At 62.0% G+C, this 14,793-nt stretch carries 11 protein-coding genes; 2 read left to right on the forward strand and 9 right to left on the reverse strand.

Annotated features, from left to right (window positions below; all coding sequences use genetic code 11):
- Positions 1-18: 18 nt before the first annotated feature.
- A complete protein-coding gene (locus AC1MHZ_RS02275) occupies positions 19-5,502 on the forward strand; it encodes a dermonecrotic toxin domain-containing protein (RefSeq protein ID WP_482965981.1) in 5,484 nt (1,827 codons plus the stop codon).
- 43 nt (positions 5,503-5,545) lie between these two features.
- Here the strand turns inward: AC1MHZ_RS02275 and AC1MHZ_RS02280 are convergent, their stop codons facing one another.
- The 9 genes from AC1MHZ_RS02280 to AC1MHZ_RS02320 all read right to left on the reverse strand — a co-directional run bounded on the left by AC1MHZ_RS02280 (position 5,546) and on the right by AC1MHZ_RS02320 (position 13,295).
- On the reverse strand, positions 5,546-5,761 hold the full coding sequence (locus AC1MHZ_RS02280; protein ID WP_003255829.1) for a TOBE domain-containing protein: 216 nt from the start codon (positions 5,759-5,761) through the stop codon (positions 5,546-5,548).
- Positions 5,762-5,792: 31 nt separating this feature from the next.
- On the reverse strand, positions 5,793-6,605 hold the full coding sequence (ssuB, locus tag AC1MHZ_RS02285) for an aliphatic sulfonates ABC transporter ATP-binding protein (protein ID WP_084853667.1): 813 nt from the start codon (positions 6,603-6,605) through the stop codon (positions 5,793-5,795).
- A complete protein-coding gene (ssuC, locus tag AC1MHZ_RS02290) occupies positions 6,602-7,396 on the reverse strand; it encodes an aliphatic sulfonate ABC transporter permease SsuC (protein WP_084853665.1) in 795 nt (264 codons plus the stop codon). Before ssuC ends, ssuB begins: the two co-directional genes overlap by 4 nt.
- A gap of 10 nt (positions 7,397-7,406) precedes the next feature.
- The gene (gene ssuD, locus AC1MHZ_RS02295) at positions 7,407-8,555 is read right to left on the reverse strand and encodes an FMNH2-dependent alkanesulfonate monooxygenase (protein WP_324817172.1); all 1,149 of its coding nucleotides are present in this window, start codon (positions 8,553-8,555) and stop codon (positions 7,407-7,409) included.
- A 60-nt stretch (positions 8,556-8,615) separates the two neighbouring features.
- A complete protein-coding gene (locus AC1MHZ_RS02300; RefSeq protein ID WP_416767333.1) occupies positions 8,616-9,581 on the reverse strand; it encodes a sulfonate ABC transporter substrate-binding protein in 966 nt (321 codons plus the stop codon).
- A gap of 93 nt (positions 9,582-9,674) precedes the next feature.
- A complete protein-coding gene (ssuE, locus tag AC1MHZ_RS02305; protein ID WP_084853659.1) occupies positions 9,675-10,268 on the reverse strand; it encodes an NADPH-dependent FMN reductase in 594 nt (197 codons plus the stop codon).
- A 155-nt stretch (positions 10,269-10,423) separates the two neighbouring features.
- The gene (locus AC1MHZ_RS02310; protein ID WP_324817178.1) at positions 10,424-10,705 is read right to left on the reverse strand and encodes a DUF3077 domain-containing protein; all 282 of its coding nucleotides are present in this window, start codon (positions 10,703-10,705) and stop codon (positions 10,424-10,426) included.
- A 462-nt stretch (positions 10,706-11,167) separates the two neighbouring features.
- Entirely contained in the window at positions 11,168-11,806 is a 639-nt protein-coding gene (locus AC1MHZ_RS02315; protein WP_084853658.1) for a peroxiredoxin, read from the reverse strand.
- Between the two features lie 160 nt (positions 11,807-11,966).
- On the reverse strand, positions 11,967-13,295 hold the full coding sequence (locus AC1MHZ_RS02320) for an OprD family porin (protein WP_482965982.1): 1,329 nt from the start codon (positions 13,293-13,295) through the stop codon (positions 11,967-11,969).
- A 497-nt stretch (positions 13,296-13,792) separates the two neighbouring features.
- Between AC1MHZ_RS02320 and tauA the strand changes: the two genes are divergently transcribed.
- On the forward strand, positions 13,793-14,764 hold the full coding sequence (tauA, locus tag AC1MHZ_RS02325; protein WP_368828769.1) for a taurine ABC transporter substrate-binding protein: 972 nt from the start codon (positions 13,793-13,795) through the stop codon (positions 14,762-14,764).
- Positions 14,765-14,793 lie beyond the last annotated feature (29 nt).

Raw genomic sequence — 14,793 nt, forward strand, 5'->3', positions numbered from 1 at the left:
GATTTCGGAGAGGCACGCATGCCCCAAACCACCCCGTCCGACTTTCTATCCTTTGACTCGACTGCTGCGCTCACTCCACCGGTACCGGCAATCAGCGCGGGTCGTGGCGATGCGCTGCGCGTCGCCAGGCAACGCCGGCTGGACGCAGCCAAGGCCCTGCAAACGCTGGAAGCGCAAGCTCCTCGGCTCAAGGACACCTTGCAGTACCAACTCGAACGTCAGTTTAAAGTCGACCCCTACGCCTGCGGCCTGAAGCATGACACCGGCCAAGTCACGTTGCTGACCCTTGCCGCCCGGGTACTTGCCAGCCCCACATTCGCCACGCCCTTCGCCAATTGGCAACCCTGGGGGTTTCCTGAGGATTCTCCCTATGCCACCTGGACAGCCGATGACTGGCAGTCCGGGCTTGTACCCGTCTGGGCCGGCACCGGCATCTCGGCCTGGACCGCCTACTGGTCCGGTCGCATGCCAGGCAAGGCTGTTTCCCGCAAAACTCATGCAGCTCAATTACTGCGCGAGCATTTCGCCGCGAGCCTGGATCTGGCGCTCGGGCTGGATCATATAGAAACGGCGGCCTGGCTCCAGGGCCAGCCAGATCCGACCCCTGAATACGCTCTGGCTCGTTGGGTACAGCCCGACGGCAAGACCGAGACCTGCACCACCACACTGCTCATCAAGCCCCGCGCCAATGAAACCCGCTGGCTGCTGTACAGGCCCGACGCGAACACTACAATCCATACCTTCGACAATGAGGCCGCGCTGCGCACCTGGCTCCACGGCAATCGCTACATGCTCTGGCCTGACCCCGCTGTCCCCTTGCTGCCGGGAAGCGATGACAGTGCCATCGACTGGGTCGATACCACGGGCGATGGGTTTGGCGCATGGGTCGATGAAGTCCTGGCCCACAAGCATCGCACCACCTCGAACCATTTGACCGAAGCCGCACAGGAAAGCGAGACCGACCCGCTGGATTGGACGACGCTCCAGGCCTGGGAAGAAAAACGAGCATTCGATCCACGTCCGGCCCTGCCTAGAACACTTGAACAGAAGATCGATTCGCTTATCACCTATGACCAGCAACTGGCCATGGATGAGCTGCACTTCGACGCCCTGCCTCGCAAGCTCCCCCTGGGCTGGCGCAAGCAGCGCGTCGCACGGCAGGAACAGTTTCTTGCAGCCTACCTGGGTGACGACACCGCCCCGTCCTCGACCAAGATGGCCATGCTCAGGGAACACCAGGCAGAACTTGATGCCGTAGCAACCGAGCTCGAGCAGTTGTTTTCCCAGTTGCCGGCGAGCATTACCTCGACAACATGGAGTGAGCAGCACACAGACGCCAGTCGGTTCGACCATCTAAGTCAGCTTCTGGCGCGCGCCCTGAAAGGCGAGGCGCGTTTCCAGCACCTGCTGGGCGAGTTGCGACACGAGCACCTCAGCTGGGTGGAACAGCTCGTAGAACGTCCCGAACCCAGCCTGCAGCGCAAGGTGCAACCCTATGCCGTACACATCAAGGTCGGCTCGCATTCATGGCAACTGACCGGCCTGTTGGCACTGCAGGGTGTGCCGGATGCCGATACGCTGGATCCGGACCGCTCATGGCTGCTGTTCCTGGCCGGGCGTGACGGCGGGCTGATGCACCTTGAAAGCCAGGCGCAACTGGCCGAGCGCGTGCAGGCCACACTGTGCGGTGCCTGGCCCGAATCCCTGGTGCACGGTGCTTGGCCGCAAAGCCCCCAGGCGTTGTTCGATGCCCTGTACGATTCCCCCGAATCTCTGGAGCTCGTCTGCGAGCCGATCACCACCCATGCATTCGACTATTGCATCCAGACCATCCAGGCCAGCCTGCCGCAGGATCCCTCGCTGGAAACGGTCGAGGCACGCCTGGGGCTGGGTATCAACCTGGCGCGCAGGCTGGCCTTTGCCCACCTGGCCGAGCGAAACCGGACCGACTTGATCGGCACCCAGCTGGCGTCGCTGCGCAGCCTGGCCCCAGCCTCACGCGCCGAACTGGCCGCCGAAATAGAGGCGCTGCGCGGCGCGATGCTGGCATCCAACCAATTGCTCGAACGTGATCTTCCCGAGCGTGGGAAGTTCGCACGCAGCGCACTGGAGCAGCAGCTGCGCACAGACTTCGAAGCCAAGACGGTTCCGGTCATCAAATTGGATATGGCCGACAGCATCAGCCGACGACTCATCCCTGTGGGAGAGTCCGGCATCGGCCATGCCGTCAAGCAAGTCGTCGAATTCAGCAAGTCGCGCAGCGCCATCGAATTGCCGGATTTTCTGCTGTGGGCGCTCGACGATGACCTTAAACTGCGCCTGACCAATGCCAACGTTCTTTTCTCAGACGGCCCGGTCGAGCCGAAGATTCGCGCCGGCGTCAACCTGACCTACATCGCCAACTTGGTGAAAAAGCTCGATCTGCCCAAGGCCTACGAGCAACGCATCACCGACACCTTCAAAGGCTTGTCAGACGAGTCCGTCTTCGAAAGCGAGCATCGCCAGGAAACCTTGCGAGCACCCTTCGTGCACCAGCTCAGAATCATCGCCCTGAGCCAGCCGGACGCCCTGGATGCAGCGGGTCAGCGCATGCTCGACCTGTTTTGCCAGGAACAAGTGCGTACCGATGGGGCCCACACCATCAATTTCCACTCGGTGGTCCTGCGCCCTGGCACAGCGGCCGACGGCACCAGCACAGCAGTGACCCTCTCGGGCATTTTCCTGCTGCAGGCAGCGACAGGTCCAACCCTGCTGCTGTTGCCCGATGCGCCCGACGGAAAGGTCATCAGCCAACATGAGAACCCAACGCTAGCCTGCCAGGCCCTTGAGCGCATGGCACTGGCCGAGAGTATGCGCAGCTACTTGGCCAAGCTGCCGCTCGATGATGCCCAAGCCGAGCACCTGGCCTACATCAACACGGCCCTGAGCAAAGGCTTTTCAGGGTTCGTCGCGCCTGGCATCGCGCTGCCCGGCTTGCTCGCCACCTATCAGGCGAACCTGATCATGGGCCGCCTTATCCAGGAGAACCGCGCCACTTCCCGTAGCCAAGTCGACCTGTACCTGGAGTCAGAAGCTATCCGTCATGGTCGCGTGTACGACTACATCAAGATGGCCCTGGGTTTCGTCCCCCTGGTGGGCTCGGTCATCGCCTTGTATGACGGCTGGCATGCCGCCAACGCAAGTGTCGAGGCGTTTCTTCGTGGCGACTCGGCAAACGGTATCGAATATCTGAACAGCGTGTTTCTGTCGCTGTTCGACGCTCTCATGGACCTGACGCCCAGCGCAACACTTCCCGTCAAGGCAGGCCAGCTGGGGCGTGTGCGAACTCAGCAAAGGCAACTGGCAAGTACCACCCTCAAAACGGCCCACTACAAGCACTCGTCGTCCTTCAGCGGGTATGAAACCGACGTGCCGACAGGACCTTGGACCGCCCACCCCAATGCCAACGGCGTCGGTGTTCACCGTCACGTAAAGTCCAAGGCTGACTATATCGTCCGCAACGGTCGCTACTACCAAGTCGAATGGGACAAAACCAACCTCACCTGGCGCCTGAAAGGCACTGCCACTCGCACCTACAAGCAGCCGGTACACCTCGGCGACACAGGTGTCTGGGAGACCCATGGCAGCTTGAGTGGTCATCTGGTCAACAGCGGGCTGGCGGGCGGTGGGGCATACCTCAGTACGTTCTACGACCGTGGCCTGGCGACCCTGCGGGGCGCCCTCGGCCTGCAACCGGGGCAGTTGACGCCCTCGGAGATCCTGAGCGAGATCAACACCAGTAGTAAGATCCACAAGACCCAGCTCAAAGCCAAGACCGATGCCTTTAACCGCGCGGTGGGCTTAGGCCCCTACGGCCCTGTAGGGCCGCGTGCCTCAGACGCCGTGATCGAAAATGCCCGGGCCGATCTGGTGGGCCAACTGCGTAACTCCGTGAATTTTCACGAACAGGCCCTCAAGCGCGTGAAGTCCGTGCGTGCCTATATCGACAAAGACGATTTATCAGAGATCATCCATATCATCTCGGGCGACCTGGGATACCAGCATCCAAAGCTGCTCAACCAGCTGCACCTGAGCATGTCCGTAAAGTTCAGGCAAGCCGAGTTATTAGACGACGTCGCTCTCGATGCCCTCACCACTCACGCTCAAATACGTACCCACGTGATCGACTTGCAGCGCACGTACAACGAACTGGCCGCAGCGCTGGCTGAGATCGAACAGGAGCTTCGGCACAGCGCAAAGCTGAAAACGCAATTGCAAGGCAAGAACCTGGCTGATTACGAGGCTGCCCTTGAGAAGCTGGAAATCCCGCTGCACCCGAACGGTTATCGGGTGGTACGCCTCTCAGCCCTGGGCGCGACATTGATAACCCCGGACGCGGTGTTCGACATCGTGTTCTTGCGTCAGCTCAACGACGAACTCACCGCGCTGCGCAGCGCCCTGTTCAGTCATGGTGACCTGGCGTTGGTCGACCTCAACCCTCCTGAAAAACATCGCCTCTTGAACCAGTTGCAGGAGCGTTATCGACGCTTCGATACGCGCATGCGTATCTGGAAAGACAACTACCCTGACCATGTCCAGGCCGATGCAATCAGCAGGATGCGCACTGAATTATCGCTCCTGATCAGCGAAACGAAACAAGCGCTCGCCGCGACCGCTCCGGCCCCATCCACCCAATCCACCCGACCCGCCCCCAGAGGCCCACGCAGGCCGCGCCTGTTCGAGACCGAGGACCAGCAGCTGTACATTGGTCACGAGGTCACCGTGAATGGCCAGCGACAGATGCAGATCGCCAACAATGCCACGAATGAAGCCCATGCGGTCTTCAGCAGAACGCCACAAGGCACATGGCGGAGCAACCAAGCTGCCCGCCCAGCCTACAACACCACGCTGCCACAACTGGAAACCGCAGCTCGGCGCCGTTTGGCCAAAGTCCCGGAAGCAGAAGCATCCCTGCAGCGCTACAAAACGCTGAACATGCTTCCCCAAGAGCTGGAAGACTACGCACAGGGTTGTGCCAGTACGCTGCGTGAACTCGCCACGTCGATCACGAACCAGGCGGGTGGAGACATCACCGATGCCCTACGCAATGTGGTACGCCGATTGGAGGAGTCGGCTACGCAGCTGGATGCGCTGGGACGACGCTTGAGGATCGAGCAGACCAAAACCACGAAAACCCCTACGGCCGGTCACCTGGAATACCTCAACGCCGAAGGCGGAGTGACCCTTAAATGGTCGCGAGTCCTTGACCCGGCCAAGAACAAGCACGGCCATCCCATCGAATACCTAGAGGAGTATGAGATCGCCGACAGCACCACGGGCAAGGCCCTCTGGTATGCGCATTTTCACTTCAAGAGGCGGCCACGCCAGCAATTCGACGGTTTGGAGGCCGGGCATCTGAAGCTGGCCAGTGAGCGAGCCCAGAAAACGAATGCCTGGCGCGGTCCGCTGACCGAAGCCCAGGCCCGTACGCTGTTCGGCGGCTTGCGCCCGACGCAAGCCTGAACCGGCTGACGCCCGGGCCGGCAATCGGCCCGGGCGTCACGCCTCACAACTTGGCAATCGACACCTCGGTGGATTTGACGAAGGCGATCACTTCGCTGCCCACCTGCAGTTCCAGCTCACGCACGGAACGGGTCGTGATCACCGAAGTGACGATGCCAGAGGCGGTCTGCACGTCGATTTCCGACAATACCGGCCCTTCGAGGATTTCCTTCACGGTGCCTTTGAACTGGTTGCGGACATTGATGGCTTTGATGGTCATGGCTTGCTTCCTTCTCGATGGCTACTGGGGTTCAATGCGCCCAACGCAACTGCGTGGGCAAAGGCGCTACAGGTTCCGGCTCGGGCGCTGTGCCCGGGACGGCAAGAACACGGTCGAGGACTTCGCTTTCCAGCGCCGCCAGGCGATGCGAACCACGGCCCCTTGGCCGGGGCAGGTCGATGGCCAGGTCCAGGCCCACGGCGCCATCCTCGATCAGGATCACCCGGTCGGCCACGGCAACGGCCTCGTTGACGTCGTGGGTGACCAACAGCACGGTGAACCCGTGCTGGTGCCACAGGCGTTCGATCAGTTGCTGCATCTCGATCCGCGTCAGCGCATCCAGCGCACCCAACGGCTCGTCCAACAGCAGCAGGCGCGGCTTGTGGATCAGCGCCCGGGCCAGGGCCACGCGCTGCTTCTGGCCGCCCGACAAGGCAGCCGGCCAGTCATTGGCCCGCTCCGCCAGGCCGACGGCCTCCAGCGCCTGCAGGGCATCGGCGCGCCAGTTGCCGGAAAGGCCCAGGCCGACGTTGTCGATCACCTTCTTCCAGGGCAGCAGACGCGCGTCCTGGAACATCAAGCGGGTTTCCTCACGGGCCTGGGCCAATGGCGCGGCGCCAGCGAGCAACTGGCCGCCGCTGGGCTGGTCGAGGCCAGCGAGCAGGCGCAGCAAGGTGCTCTTGCCGCAGCCACTGCGGCCGACGACGGCAACGAACTGGCCAGCCGGGATATGCAGGTCGATGCCGCGCAGCACCTCGCGCTCGCCGAAAGCCTTGCGTAGCCCCTGGGCCGCCAGGGGAGTGCCGCGCAGCAGGCGCGGCGGCTGTTCCTTGAGCACGGTCATGCGCCCTCCTTCTTCGCTGCTTGATAGGCCGGGTGCCAACGCAGCCAGACACGCTCCAGGCCTCGAGCAGCCAGGTCGGCGAGCTTGCCGAGCACGGCATACAGGACGATGGCCAGCACCACCACGTCGGTCTGCAGGAATTCCCGTGCGTTCATCGCTAAGTAGCCGATGCCCGCGTTGGCCGAGATGGTCTCGGCGACGATCAGCGTCAGCCACATGAAGCCCAGGGCGAAGCGCACGCCCACCAGGATCGAGGGCAACGCCCCCGGCAGGATCACCTGGCGGAACAGGCCCAGGCCCGACAGGCCATAGCTGCGCGCCATCTCCACCAGGGCCGGGTCGACGTTGCGGATGCCGTGGTAGGTATTGAGGTAGATCGGGAACAAAGTCCCCAGCGCCACCAGGAAAATCTTCGCCGACTCATCGATGCCGAACCACAGGATCACCAGCGGGATCAGCGCCAGGTGCGGCACGTTGCGGATCATCTGCACCGAGCTGTCGAGCAGGCGTTCACCCCAGTTCGACAGGCCCGTGATGAAGCCCAGCACCAGGCCGATGCTGCCGCCGATCAAAAAGCCCAAGGCAGCGCGCCAGCCGCTGATGGCCAGGTGCGTCCAGATCTCGCCGCTGCGCACCAGCTCGACGCCTGCGCTGACCACTGCGCTCGGTGCCGGCAGGATGCGGGTCGACAGCCAGCCGCTGGCCACCGCCAGTTGCCACACCACCAACAGCAGCAGTGGCAAGGCCCAGGGTGCCAGGCGCTTCGACCAGTAAGACGTTGCACGACTCATGACCAGGCCCTCAGCTCTGCGCCACGGACTTGGGCAGGATGTCGTTGGCCACCATCTCGCCGAATGGGCTCACGTAACCGCCGCTCTTGGGCTGTTCGGGGCGCTGCACATCCAAGTGCGGGAACAGCAGCTCGGCGACCCGATACGACTCTTCCAGGTGTGGATAACCGGAGAAGATGAAGGTATCGATGCCCAACGCTGCGTACTCCTTGACCCTCGCCGCCACGGTCGGGCCATCACCCACCAGCGCGGTACCGGCACCGCCGCGCACCAGGCCGACGCCGGCCCACAGGTTGGGGCTGACCTCGAGCTTGTCGCGCTTGCCGCCATGCAGGGCGGCCATGCGCTGCTGGCCAACCGAATCGAAGCGCGCCAGGGACGCCTGGGCACGGGCAATGGTGTCGTCGTCCAGGTGCGAGATGAGCTTGTCGGCGGCCGCCCAGGCCTCTGCGTTGGTTTCACGCACGATCACATGCAGGCGGATGCCGAAGCGCACCTCACGCCCCAGGGCTGCGGCTTTCTGGCGAACCTGGGCGATCTTCTCGGCCACCGCGGCGGGCGGCTCGCCCCAGGTCAGGTACAGCTCGACCTGTTCGGCGGCCAGGTCCTGGGCGGCATCGGACGAGCCGCCGAAATACAGCGGCGGACGCGGCTGCTGGATCGGCGGGTAGAGCAGCTTGGCGCCCTTGACCTGGATGTGCTTGCCGGCATAGTCGACCACGTCGCCTTCGAGCACCTTGCGCCAGATACGGGTGAACTCCACCGACGCTTCGTAGCGTGCCTGGTGGTCCAAGTGCAGGCCATCGCCGGCCAGCTCGTCCGGGTCACCGCCGGTCACCAGGTTGAACAGGGCCCGGCCGTTGGACAGGCGATCGAGGGTCGCGGCCTGGCGCGCCGCCACGGTCGGCGAAATGATGCCAGGGCGCAGGGCCACCAGGAACTTCAGGCGCTGGGTCACCGGGATCAGCGACGCCGCCACCAGCCAGGAGTCCTCGCAGGAGCGCCCGGTAGGGATCAGCACGCCGCCGAAGCCGAGGCGGTCGGCGGCCTGGGCGATCTGCTGCAGGTAGCCGTGATCGACTGCCCGGGCGCCGTCGGTGGTGCCCAGGTACTTGCCGTCACCATGGGTCGGGAGGAACCAGAAGATATTCAGGCTCATTGGAGTTGTCTCCTCAAGGTTGGCTCGGGCCGGGGCCACGCCCCGGCGCTGGCGAATCGATCAAGGCGCGCTGGCGACCTTGGCAGGGGGTGTCCAGATCACGTCCTTGATGGTCAAGGGCTTGGGGATCAGCTTCAGGGCCTGGAAGGTGTCGGCGATCTTCTGCTGCGCGGCGACCACCTCGGGCGTCAGCGGCGTGGCCCCGAAGCCCTGGCGCTTGACCGAGGTGAGGATGATGTCGGCCGGCAGGCCGAGCAACGGCGCCACCTGGTCGGTGACCTCCTGCGGGTTGGCCTGGGACCATTCACCGATAGCACGCACTTCATCGACCAGGGTGTCGATCACTGCCGGGTGGGCCGTGGCATACGTACGGGTGGCCAGGTAGAACTGGTGGTTGTCCACCAGGCCCTTGCCGTCACGCAGGGTGCGGGCTTGCAGCTGCTGCTCGGCGGCGGCCTGGTACGGGTCCCAGATCACCCAGGCGTCGACGCTGCCCCGCTCGAAGGCAGCACGGGCATCGGCGGGCGGCAGGTATACCGGCTGGATGTCGCTGTACTTCAGGCCTGCGTCTTCCAGGGCGCGGACCAGCAGGTAGTGCACGTTGGAACCTTTGTTGAAGGCGACCTTCTTGCCCTTGAGTTCCTTCACCGACTGGATGGGCGAGCCCTTGGGCACCAGGATCGCCTCACTGTGCGGGGCTGGCGGCTCATATGCCACATAGAGCAGATCGGCACCCGCTGCCTGGGCGAACACGGGTGGCGTCTCGCCGGTGACCCCGAAGTCGATCGAGCCGACGTTCAGCCCTTCGAGCAGCTGCGGGCCGCCAGGGAACTCGGTCCACTGGACCTGGATGCCCTGCTCGGCCAGGCGTTTTTCCAGGGTGCCCTTGGCCTTGAGCAGCACCAGGGTGCCGTATTTCTGGTAACCGATACGCAGGCTTTCGGCCTGGGCCTGGGTGATGGCGCCGAAGGACACAGCCGCCGCGAACAGGGCGACCAGACCACGACGCAAGAAGACTGTGCGCATGGCGCTCTCCTGTGCGAGTTGGGTTCGGGTTGCACCTGCTTGCCTCGTTGGCGGGCGAGTAAGGTGGAAAAGCGGTGAAGCGGTAATGCCGGCTCAGATGCTCCAGCGAGCGGTGAGCAGGCGTTGCTTGAGAACACCCGGGGCTACGGGGTTGGGCCGTCGAGCCAGGGCAACGTGGAACTGCTCCAGCGAGTCCAGCAGGCGCGCGTGCAGCGCATCGGCCAGCTGTGCCGGCTTGCCGTGCTCGCCGTAGGCGATCTGGCTGTCGTCGGCGAAGATCCCTTGCAGGGTCTCTTGCGCCTTTAACGCCGACAGCACCGGTTTGAGTGCGTAGTCCACCGCCAGCATGTGGGCGATGCTGCCGCCGGTGGCGATGGGCAGTACGACCTTGTGTTCGAGCGCACGCTCGGGCAGCAGGTCGAGCAGGGTTTTCAGAGCGCCGGCGAACGATGCCTTGTACACCGGAGTGGCGACCACCAGGCCATCGGCCTGGGCGACCAGTTGCTGGAAGTGCTGCACCTGCGGGCTGTCGAAGCGGGCATGGAGTAGGTCCTCGGCGGGGAATTCGCGTACCTGGAAGGTCACCACCTCCACGCCTCGGCCCTGCAGCCACTGGCGCGAACGCTCGAGCAGCACGCCGGAGCGTGAACGAAGACTGGGGCTACCACCGATAGAAACAACCAGCATTGAAACGCTTCCTTCGATTCGATTGCAGGACCGCGAGGGGTTGGCCCCGCTGGAATGGAAACGACATTAACAGCCTGTCACATATATCTAGAAATCATATTTTTTCATTTGTTTATTCCATTTCTCGCATTAGGCCCAATCGCCGCATGGGATACTCATCGCCCCCGGTTCATCCCAATCTCCATATCATCGATCAACGCCTTGGCCATGGCACTGAGGATCCGGGTCGTACTGCCCGCAATCCGGTCGCCTTCCATTTCGGCCTCACAGGCCAGATGACGGATGCACCCCAGCAATACGGAAAGCTCGTCGAAGGCTTGTTGAAAAGGGATATCGGGCTGGATGCGGTACAGGTCCAGGCAGGTCTGGACGCCTGCGGTCTTCCAGGAGGTTGGGGTGTTGGTCGGAGCGTCAGGGTCGGGAACGATTTTTTTCATGAGCAAGTTCTCTGCGCGATGGAAAGTCGCCACCACCAAGATCTTTCTCACGAGACAAGGGTGGCAGCCGTGCACACGGGGTGAGAAACCGAGGCGCAAGAGAAACTCGGCCAGACCGAAGTCTGCCCGGGCACGGCTGCCATAACAGGAAGGCCAGCTCTCTACGCTGTCGGGTTCTCACACCCGATCGCCAAATGTGACGACCCGGTGAAGTTATCCCTGGGTTATTCCCCCAACAATGCGGCGGCTTCCGGCAGGCACGTAGGATAGTTCGCTAACTACAGCGAGCTGAAGCATTTGGTTTCAGGTTCGGAAATGTCTGACATAGCCGAGATTGCTGGGGCTGCTGGGCTTGTCCCGCGATTAGGCCGGTACAGCCACCGCAAACCACACAGGCATAAAAAAGGGCCGTCGAAACGGCCCAAAATCCCTGCTATGGCAAGAGCATTGCAACGAAGGATCCTAACGATTCGGCTGCGGGGTCAGGCGCAGATAGGGTTTGACCGCCCGGTACCCTTTGGGGAAGCGCTGCTTGATTTCGTCCTCGTCCTTGAGCGACGGCACGATCACCACTTCATCGCCATCCTGCCAGTTCGCTGGCGTGGCCACCTTGTGGTTGTCGGTCAGTTGCAGTGAGTCGATCACCCGCAGGATTTCGTTGAAGTTGCGCCCGGTGCTCGCCGGGTAGGTGATGGTCAGGCGCACCTTCTTGTTCGGGTCGATGACGAACAGCGAGCGCACCGTCAGGGTGTCGCTGGCGTTGGGGTGGATCAGGTCGTACAGATCCGAGACCTTGCGGTCGGCGTCGGCGAGGATCGGGAAGTTGACCACGGTGTTCTGGGTCTCGTTGATGTCGTCGATCCAGCGGGTATGCGAGTCGACCGGGTCCACCGACAGGGCAATGGCCTTGACGCCACGCTTGGCGAATTCGTCCTTGAGCTTGGCGGTCAGGCCCAGCTCGGTGGTGCACACCGGGGTGAAATCGGCCGGGTGGGAAAACAGCACACCCCAGCTGTTGCCCAGCCACTCGTGGAAACGGATCTTGCCGGCGCTGGAATCCTGTTCGAAATCGGGGGCGATGTCGCCGAGTTTCAGGCTCATGGGTGGGCTCCTGGGCTGTGTCGGGTCTATGGGTTTACTGTGCCTGCTCATTCATAAAAATAAAAAGAATAAATACTGATTTATTTATGACTGAAACGCATATCAGATATCAGCCACAAAAAAGCCTCGCGCTAGGCGAGGCTTTCTTTGCAGCTACGGCTTACAGGAAGTTGTAAGTGTAGTTGAAGATCAGGCGGGTCTGATCCTGATCAGCCGACGCTTCGCTGCCTTCGCCGCGATAGACACCGTGACGCAGGCTGGCGCCCAGGCCTTTGAGCGGGCCTTCCTGGATGACGTAGTCGATACGCGCATCACGCTCCCACTCTTTGTAGGTGCCGTGGCCGGAGGTATAGCGAATATCGTCACCTCGCAGGTAGGACACCGACGCCTTCAGGCCAGGCACACCCAAACGGGCGAAGTCATAGGCGTACTGGCCGAAGGTGGTGTTCTCACCAGCCTTGGCGAACTGGTTGATCATGCTATCAGTGAACAGATAGAAGCTCGAACCACCCGCGCCTTCGTTGCGGCCATTGCCATCGACCACACTGCCCTGGTTCAACCAGACGAAGCCACCATCATCGCTGATCTGTTGGTGACCGAGCAGGAACGAGTGACCGCCCAAGGTATAAGTAAAGATCGCGGACCAGGTCTTGTTGTCCACTTCACCCTTGTTCTTCGCATAACCCTTGTTGTTATCGAAGAAATGATCGGAGTTACCGTTCTTACCGTCCTTGCTGCTATCGAAGTAGCGCAGGTCGGTCTTGAACGACTGGTCCTGGTCAATCTGGTAGACGTGGGTCAGGCCCAGGAAGTGCTGCTTGTAGTAGTCTTCCAGGTTCGAGTAGTAGTACTGCAGGGTCAGGTCTTTGGTCAGCTTGTAGTCCAAGCCGCCGTAACGGAACTTGTTGCTGTCCTGGGTACCGCCAGCTACCGACAAGCCAGTACGGTTGCTCGAAGCACGGCCCATGGCGTGGGTCAATTGACCGGCATTGATGGTCAGGTTGTCGATTTCCTTCGAGGTGATGGTGCCACCTTCGAAGGTTTGCGGCAGCAGACGACCATCGTTGGCGACGAGGATCGGCAGGTTCGGCGCCAGGGCGCTACCGAAGTGGGCTTCAGTCTTGGAGAAGCGCGCCTTGGCATTACCACCGATACGTGCCCATTGGCCAACAGCCGACTTGTCGGTGTCGCTTGGGAAGAAGCTGCTGTTATCCGGGTGATGGCCCTTGCCGCCGTCCAGGTGAATACCCCACAGGGCCTGGACATCGACGCCGAAGCCCACGGTGCCTTCAGTGAAACCGGACAGGTAATCGAGCTTGAAGCCCTGGCCCGACTCACGGTTGTCATTGCCACCGTCACGGTTGTCGTTGTTGAAGTACATCGTGCGCGAGCTGAGGGACAGCTTGCTGTCCTCGACGAACCCTGCAGCACCTGCTTGTTGGGCGAGAACCCCCAGTGCCACGGCCAGAGCCAGGCTGGACTTGTACATGTTTTGCTCCTCTACGTTCTAATTTTTATGCGTCTCAGGTGGCAGGGTCTGACGCCCTGCTCACCGGGATGGGCCGATTTAGCACCAACCCATGTCCGCCAAGTCAATCGTTACAAACCGTTTCGCGACTAAGGTCTAAGACGCCGTCTGCGCAAACAGGATAATGACAATCCTATAAATCCAAAATGACTGTTTGATGAATTTCTAAGACTTTTAGGGAATATCTTTGGAACCATTACAGCCAAAAGTTGTATCGGCAAGGTCATTTCATTCCTTTAAGTTATTTGCAAACGTTTGCTTATAGGCGCCTTCCACCTCCCGCAAAATCGAAAAAGCCTAGCAGGCGGTCAGGATTTCGCCATCGCGCTCAGCCGGCTGCACCTCGGTTCGATTCATTTGCCTCCTAAGCTAATTACCAAAAGTTATTTATTTCTGATTTCTTAGATCAATTAGTCTCTTCGTCATTCAAGCCCCATTGCCTGACGAGGAGTTCACCCATGACCCCGCACACTCCGCTGCGCCTGTTCGCTGCCCTGACCCTCGCCAGCACCAGCTGGCTGGCCCAGGCTGCCGACCTGACGGTGGCCTACCAGACCACCGTCGACCCGGCCAAGGTCGCCCAGGTCGATGGCACCTACGAGAAAGCCAGCCAGGCCAGCATCGACTGGCGCAAGTTCGACAACGGCGCCGATGTGATCACCGCCGTCGCCTCCGGCGACGTGCAGATCGGCTACCTGGGCTCCAGCCCCCTGGCCGCCGCCGCCAGCCGCAAGCTGCCAGTGGAAACCTTCCTGATCGCCACCCAGATTGGCGCTGGCGAGGCCTTGGTGGCCCGCGACAGCATCAAGACCCCGCAAGACCTGGTCGGCAAGAAAGTCGCCGTGCCATTCGTATCCACCGGGCACTACAGCCTGCTGGCGGCGCTCAAGCAGTGGAACATCGACCCAGCCAAGGTACAGATCCTCAACCTCGCGCCGCCGGCGATCATCGCCGCCTGGAAGCGTGGCGACATCGATGCCACCTACGTCTGGGACCCAGCCCTGGGCGTGGCCAAGGAAAACGGCAAGGTGCTGATCACCTCCGGCGAGCTGGCCGGCAAGGGGGCACCGACGTTCGATGCGTGGATCGTGCGCAAGGACTTCGCCGCCAAGCACCCGGACATCGTCAAATCGTTCGCCAAGGTCACCCTCGACGCCTACGCCGACTACCGCAAGGACCCGAACGCCTGGCTGGCCAACCCGGACAACGTCAGCAAGCTGGCCAAGCTGTCGGGTGCCAAGCCTGCGGATATCCCGGTGCTGCTGCAGGGCAACGTGTACCCGCTGGCGGCCGACCAGGCCAGTGCCTTGGGCGCGCCGACCACCCAGGCGCTGACCGACACGGCCACTTTCCTCAAGCAGCAAGGCAAGGTCGAAGCAGTGCTGCCGGATTACTCGCCGTACGTCAGCGCGCAATACCTGCCCAACTGAACACGGGGGCCGCTGCGCGGCCCATCGCG

The organism is Pseudomonas sp. FA-1, from assembly GCF_056856075.1.

What these genes read in the sequence shown, in the direction of transcription:
- AC1MHZ_RS02275 (WP_482965981.1), top strand. Translation starts at nt 19, where the DNA reads ATGCCCCAAACCACCCCGTCCGACTTTCTATCCTTTGACTCGACTGCT.
- AC1MHZ_RS02280 (WP_003255829.1), bottom strand. Translation starts at nt 5,761, where the DNA reads ATGACCATCAAAGCCATCAATGTCCGCAACCAGTTCAAAGGCACCGTG.
- ssuB (WP_084853667.1), bottom strand. Translation starts at nt 6,605, where the DNA reads ATGACCGTGCTCAAGGAACAGCCGCCGCGCCTGCTGCGCGGCACTCCC.
- ssuC (WP_084853665.1), bottom strand. Translation starts at nt 7,396, where the DNA reads ATGAGTCGTGCAACGTCTTACTGGTCGAAGCGCCTGGCACCCTGGGCC.
- ssuD (WP_324817172.1), bottom strand. Translation starts at nt 8,555, where the DNA reads ATGAGCCTGAATATCTTCTGGTTCCTCCCGACCCATGGTGACGGCAAG.
- AC1MHZ_RS02300 (WP_416767333.1), bottom strand. Translation starts at nt 9,581, where the DNA reads ATGCGCACAGTCTTCTTGCGTCGTGGTCTGGTCGCCCTGTTCGCGGCG.
- ssuE (WP_084853659.1), bottom strand. Translation starts at nt 10,268, where the DNA reads ATGCTGGTTGTTTCTATCGGTGGTAGCCCCAGTCTTCGTTCACGCTCC.
- AC1MHZ_RS02310 (WP_324817178.1), bottom strand. Translation starts at nt 10,705, where the DNA reads ATGAAAAAAATCGTTCCCGACCCTGACGCTCCGACCAACACCCCAACC.
- AC1MHZ_RS02315 (WP_084853658.1), bottom strand. Translation starts at nt 11,806, where the DNA reads ATGAGCCTGAAACTCGGCGACATCGCCCCCGATTTCGAACAGGATTCC.
- AC1MHZ_RS02320 (WP_482965982.1), bottom strand. Translation starts at nt 13,295, where the DNA reads ATGTACAAGTCCAGCCTGGCTCTGGCCGTGGCACTGGGGGTTCTCGCC.
- tauA (WP_368828769.1), top strand. Translation starts at nt 13,793, where the DNA reads ATGACCCCGCACACTCCGCTGCGCCTGTTCGCTGCCCTGACCCTCGCC.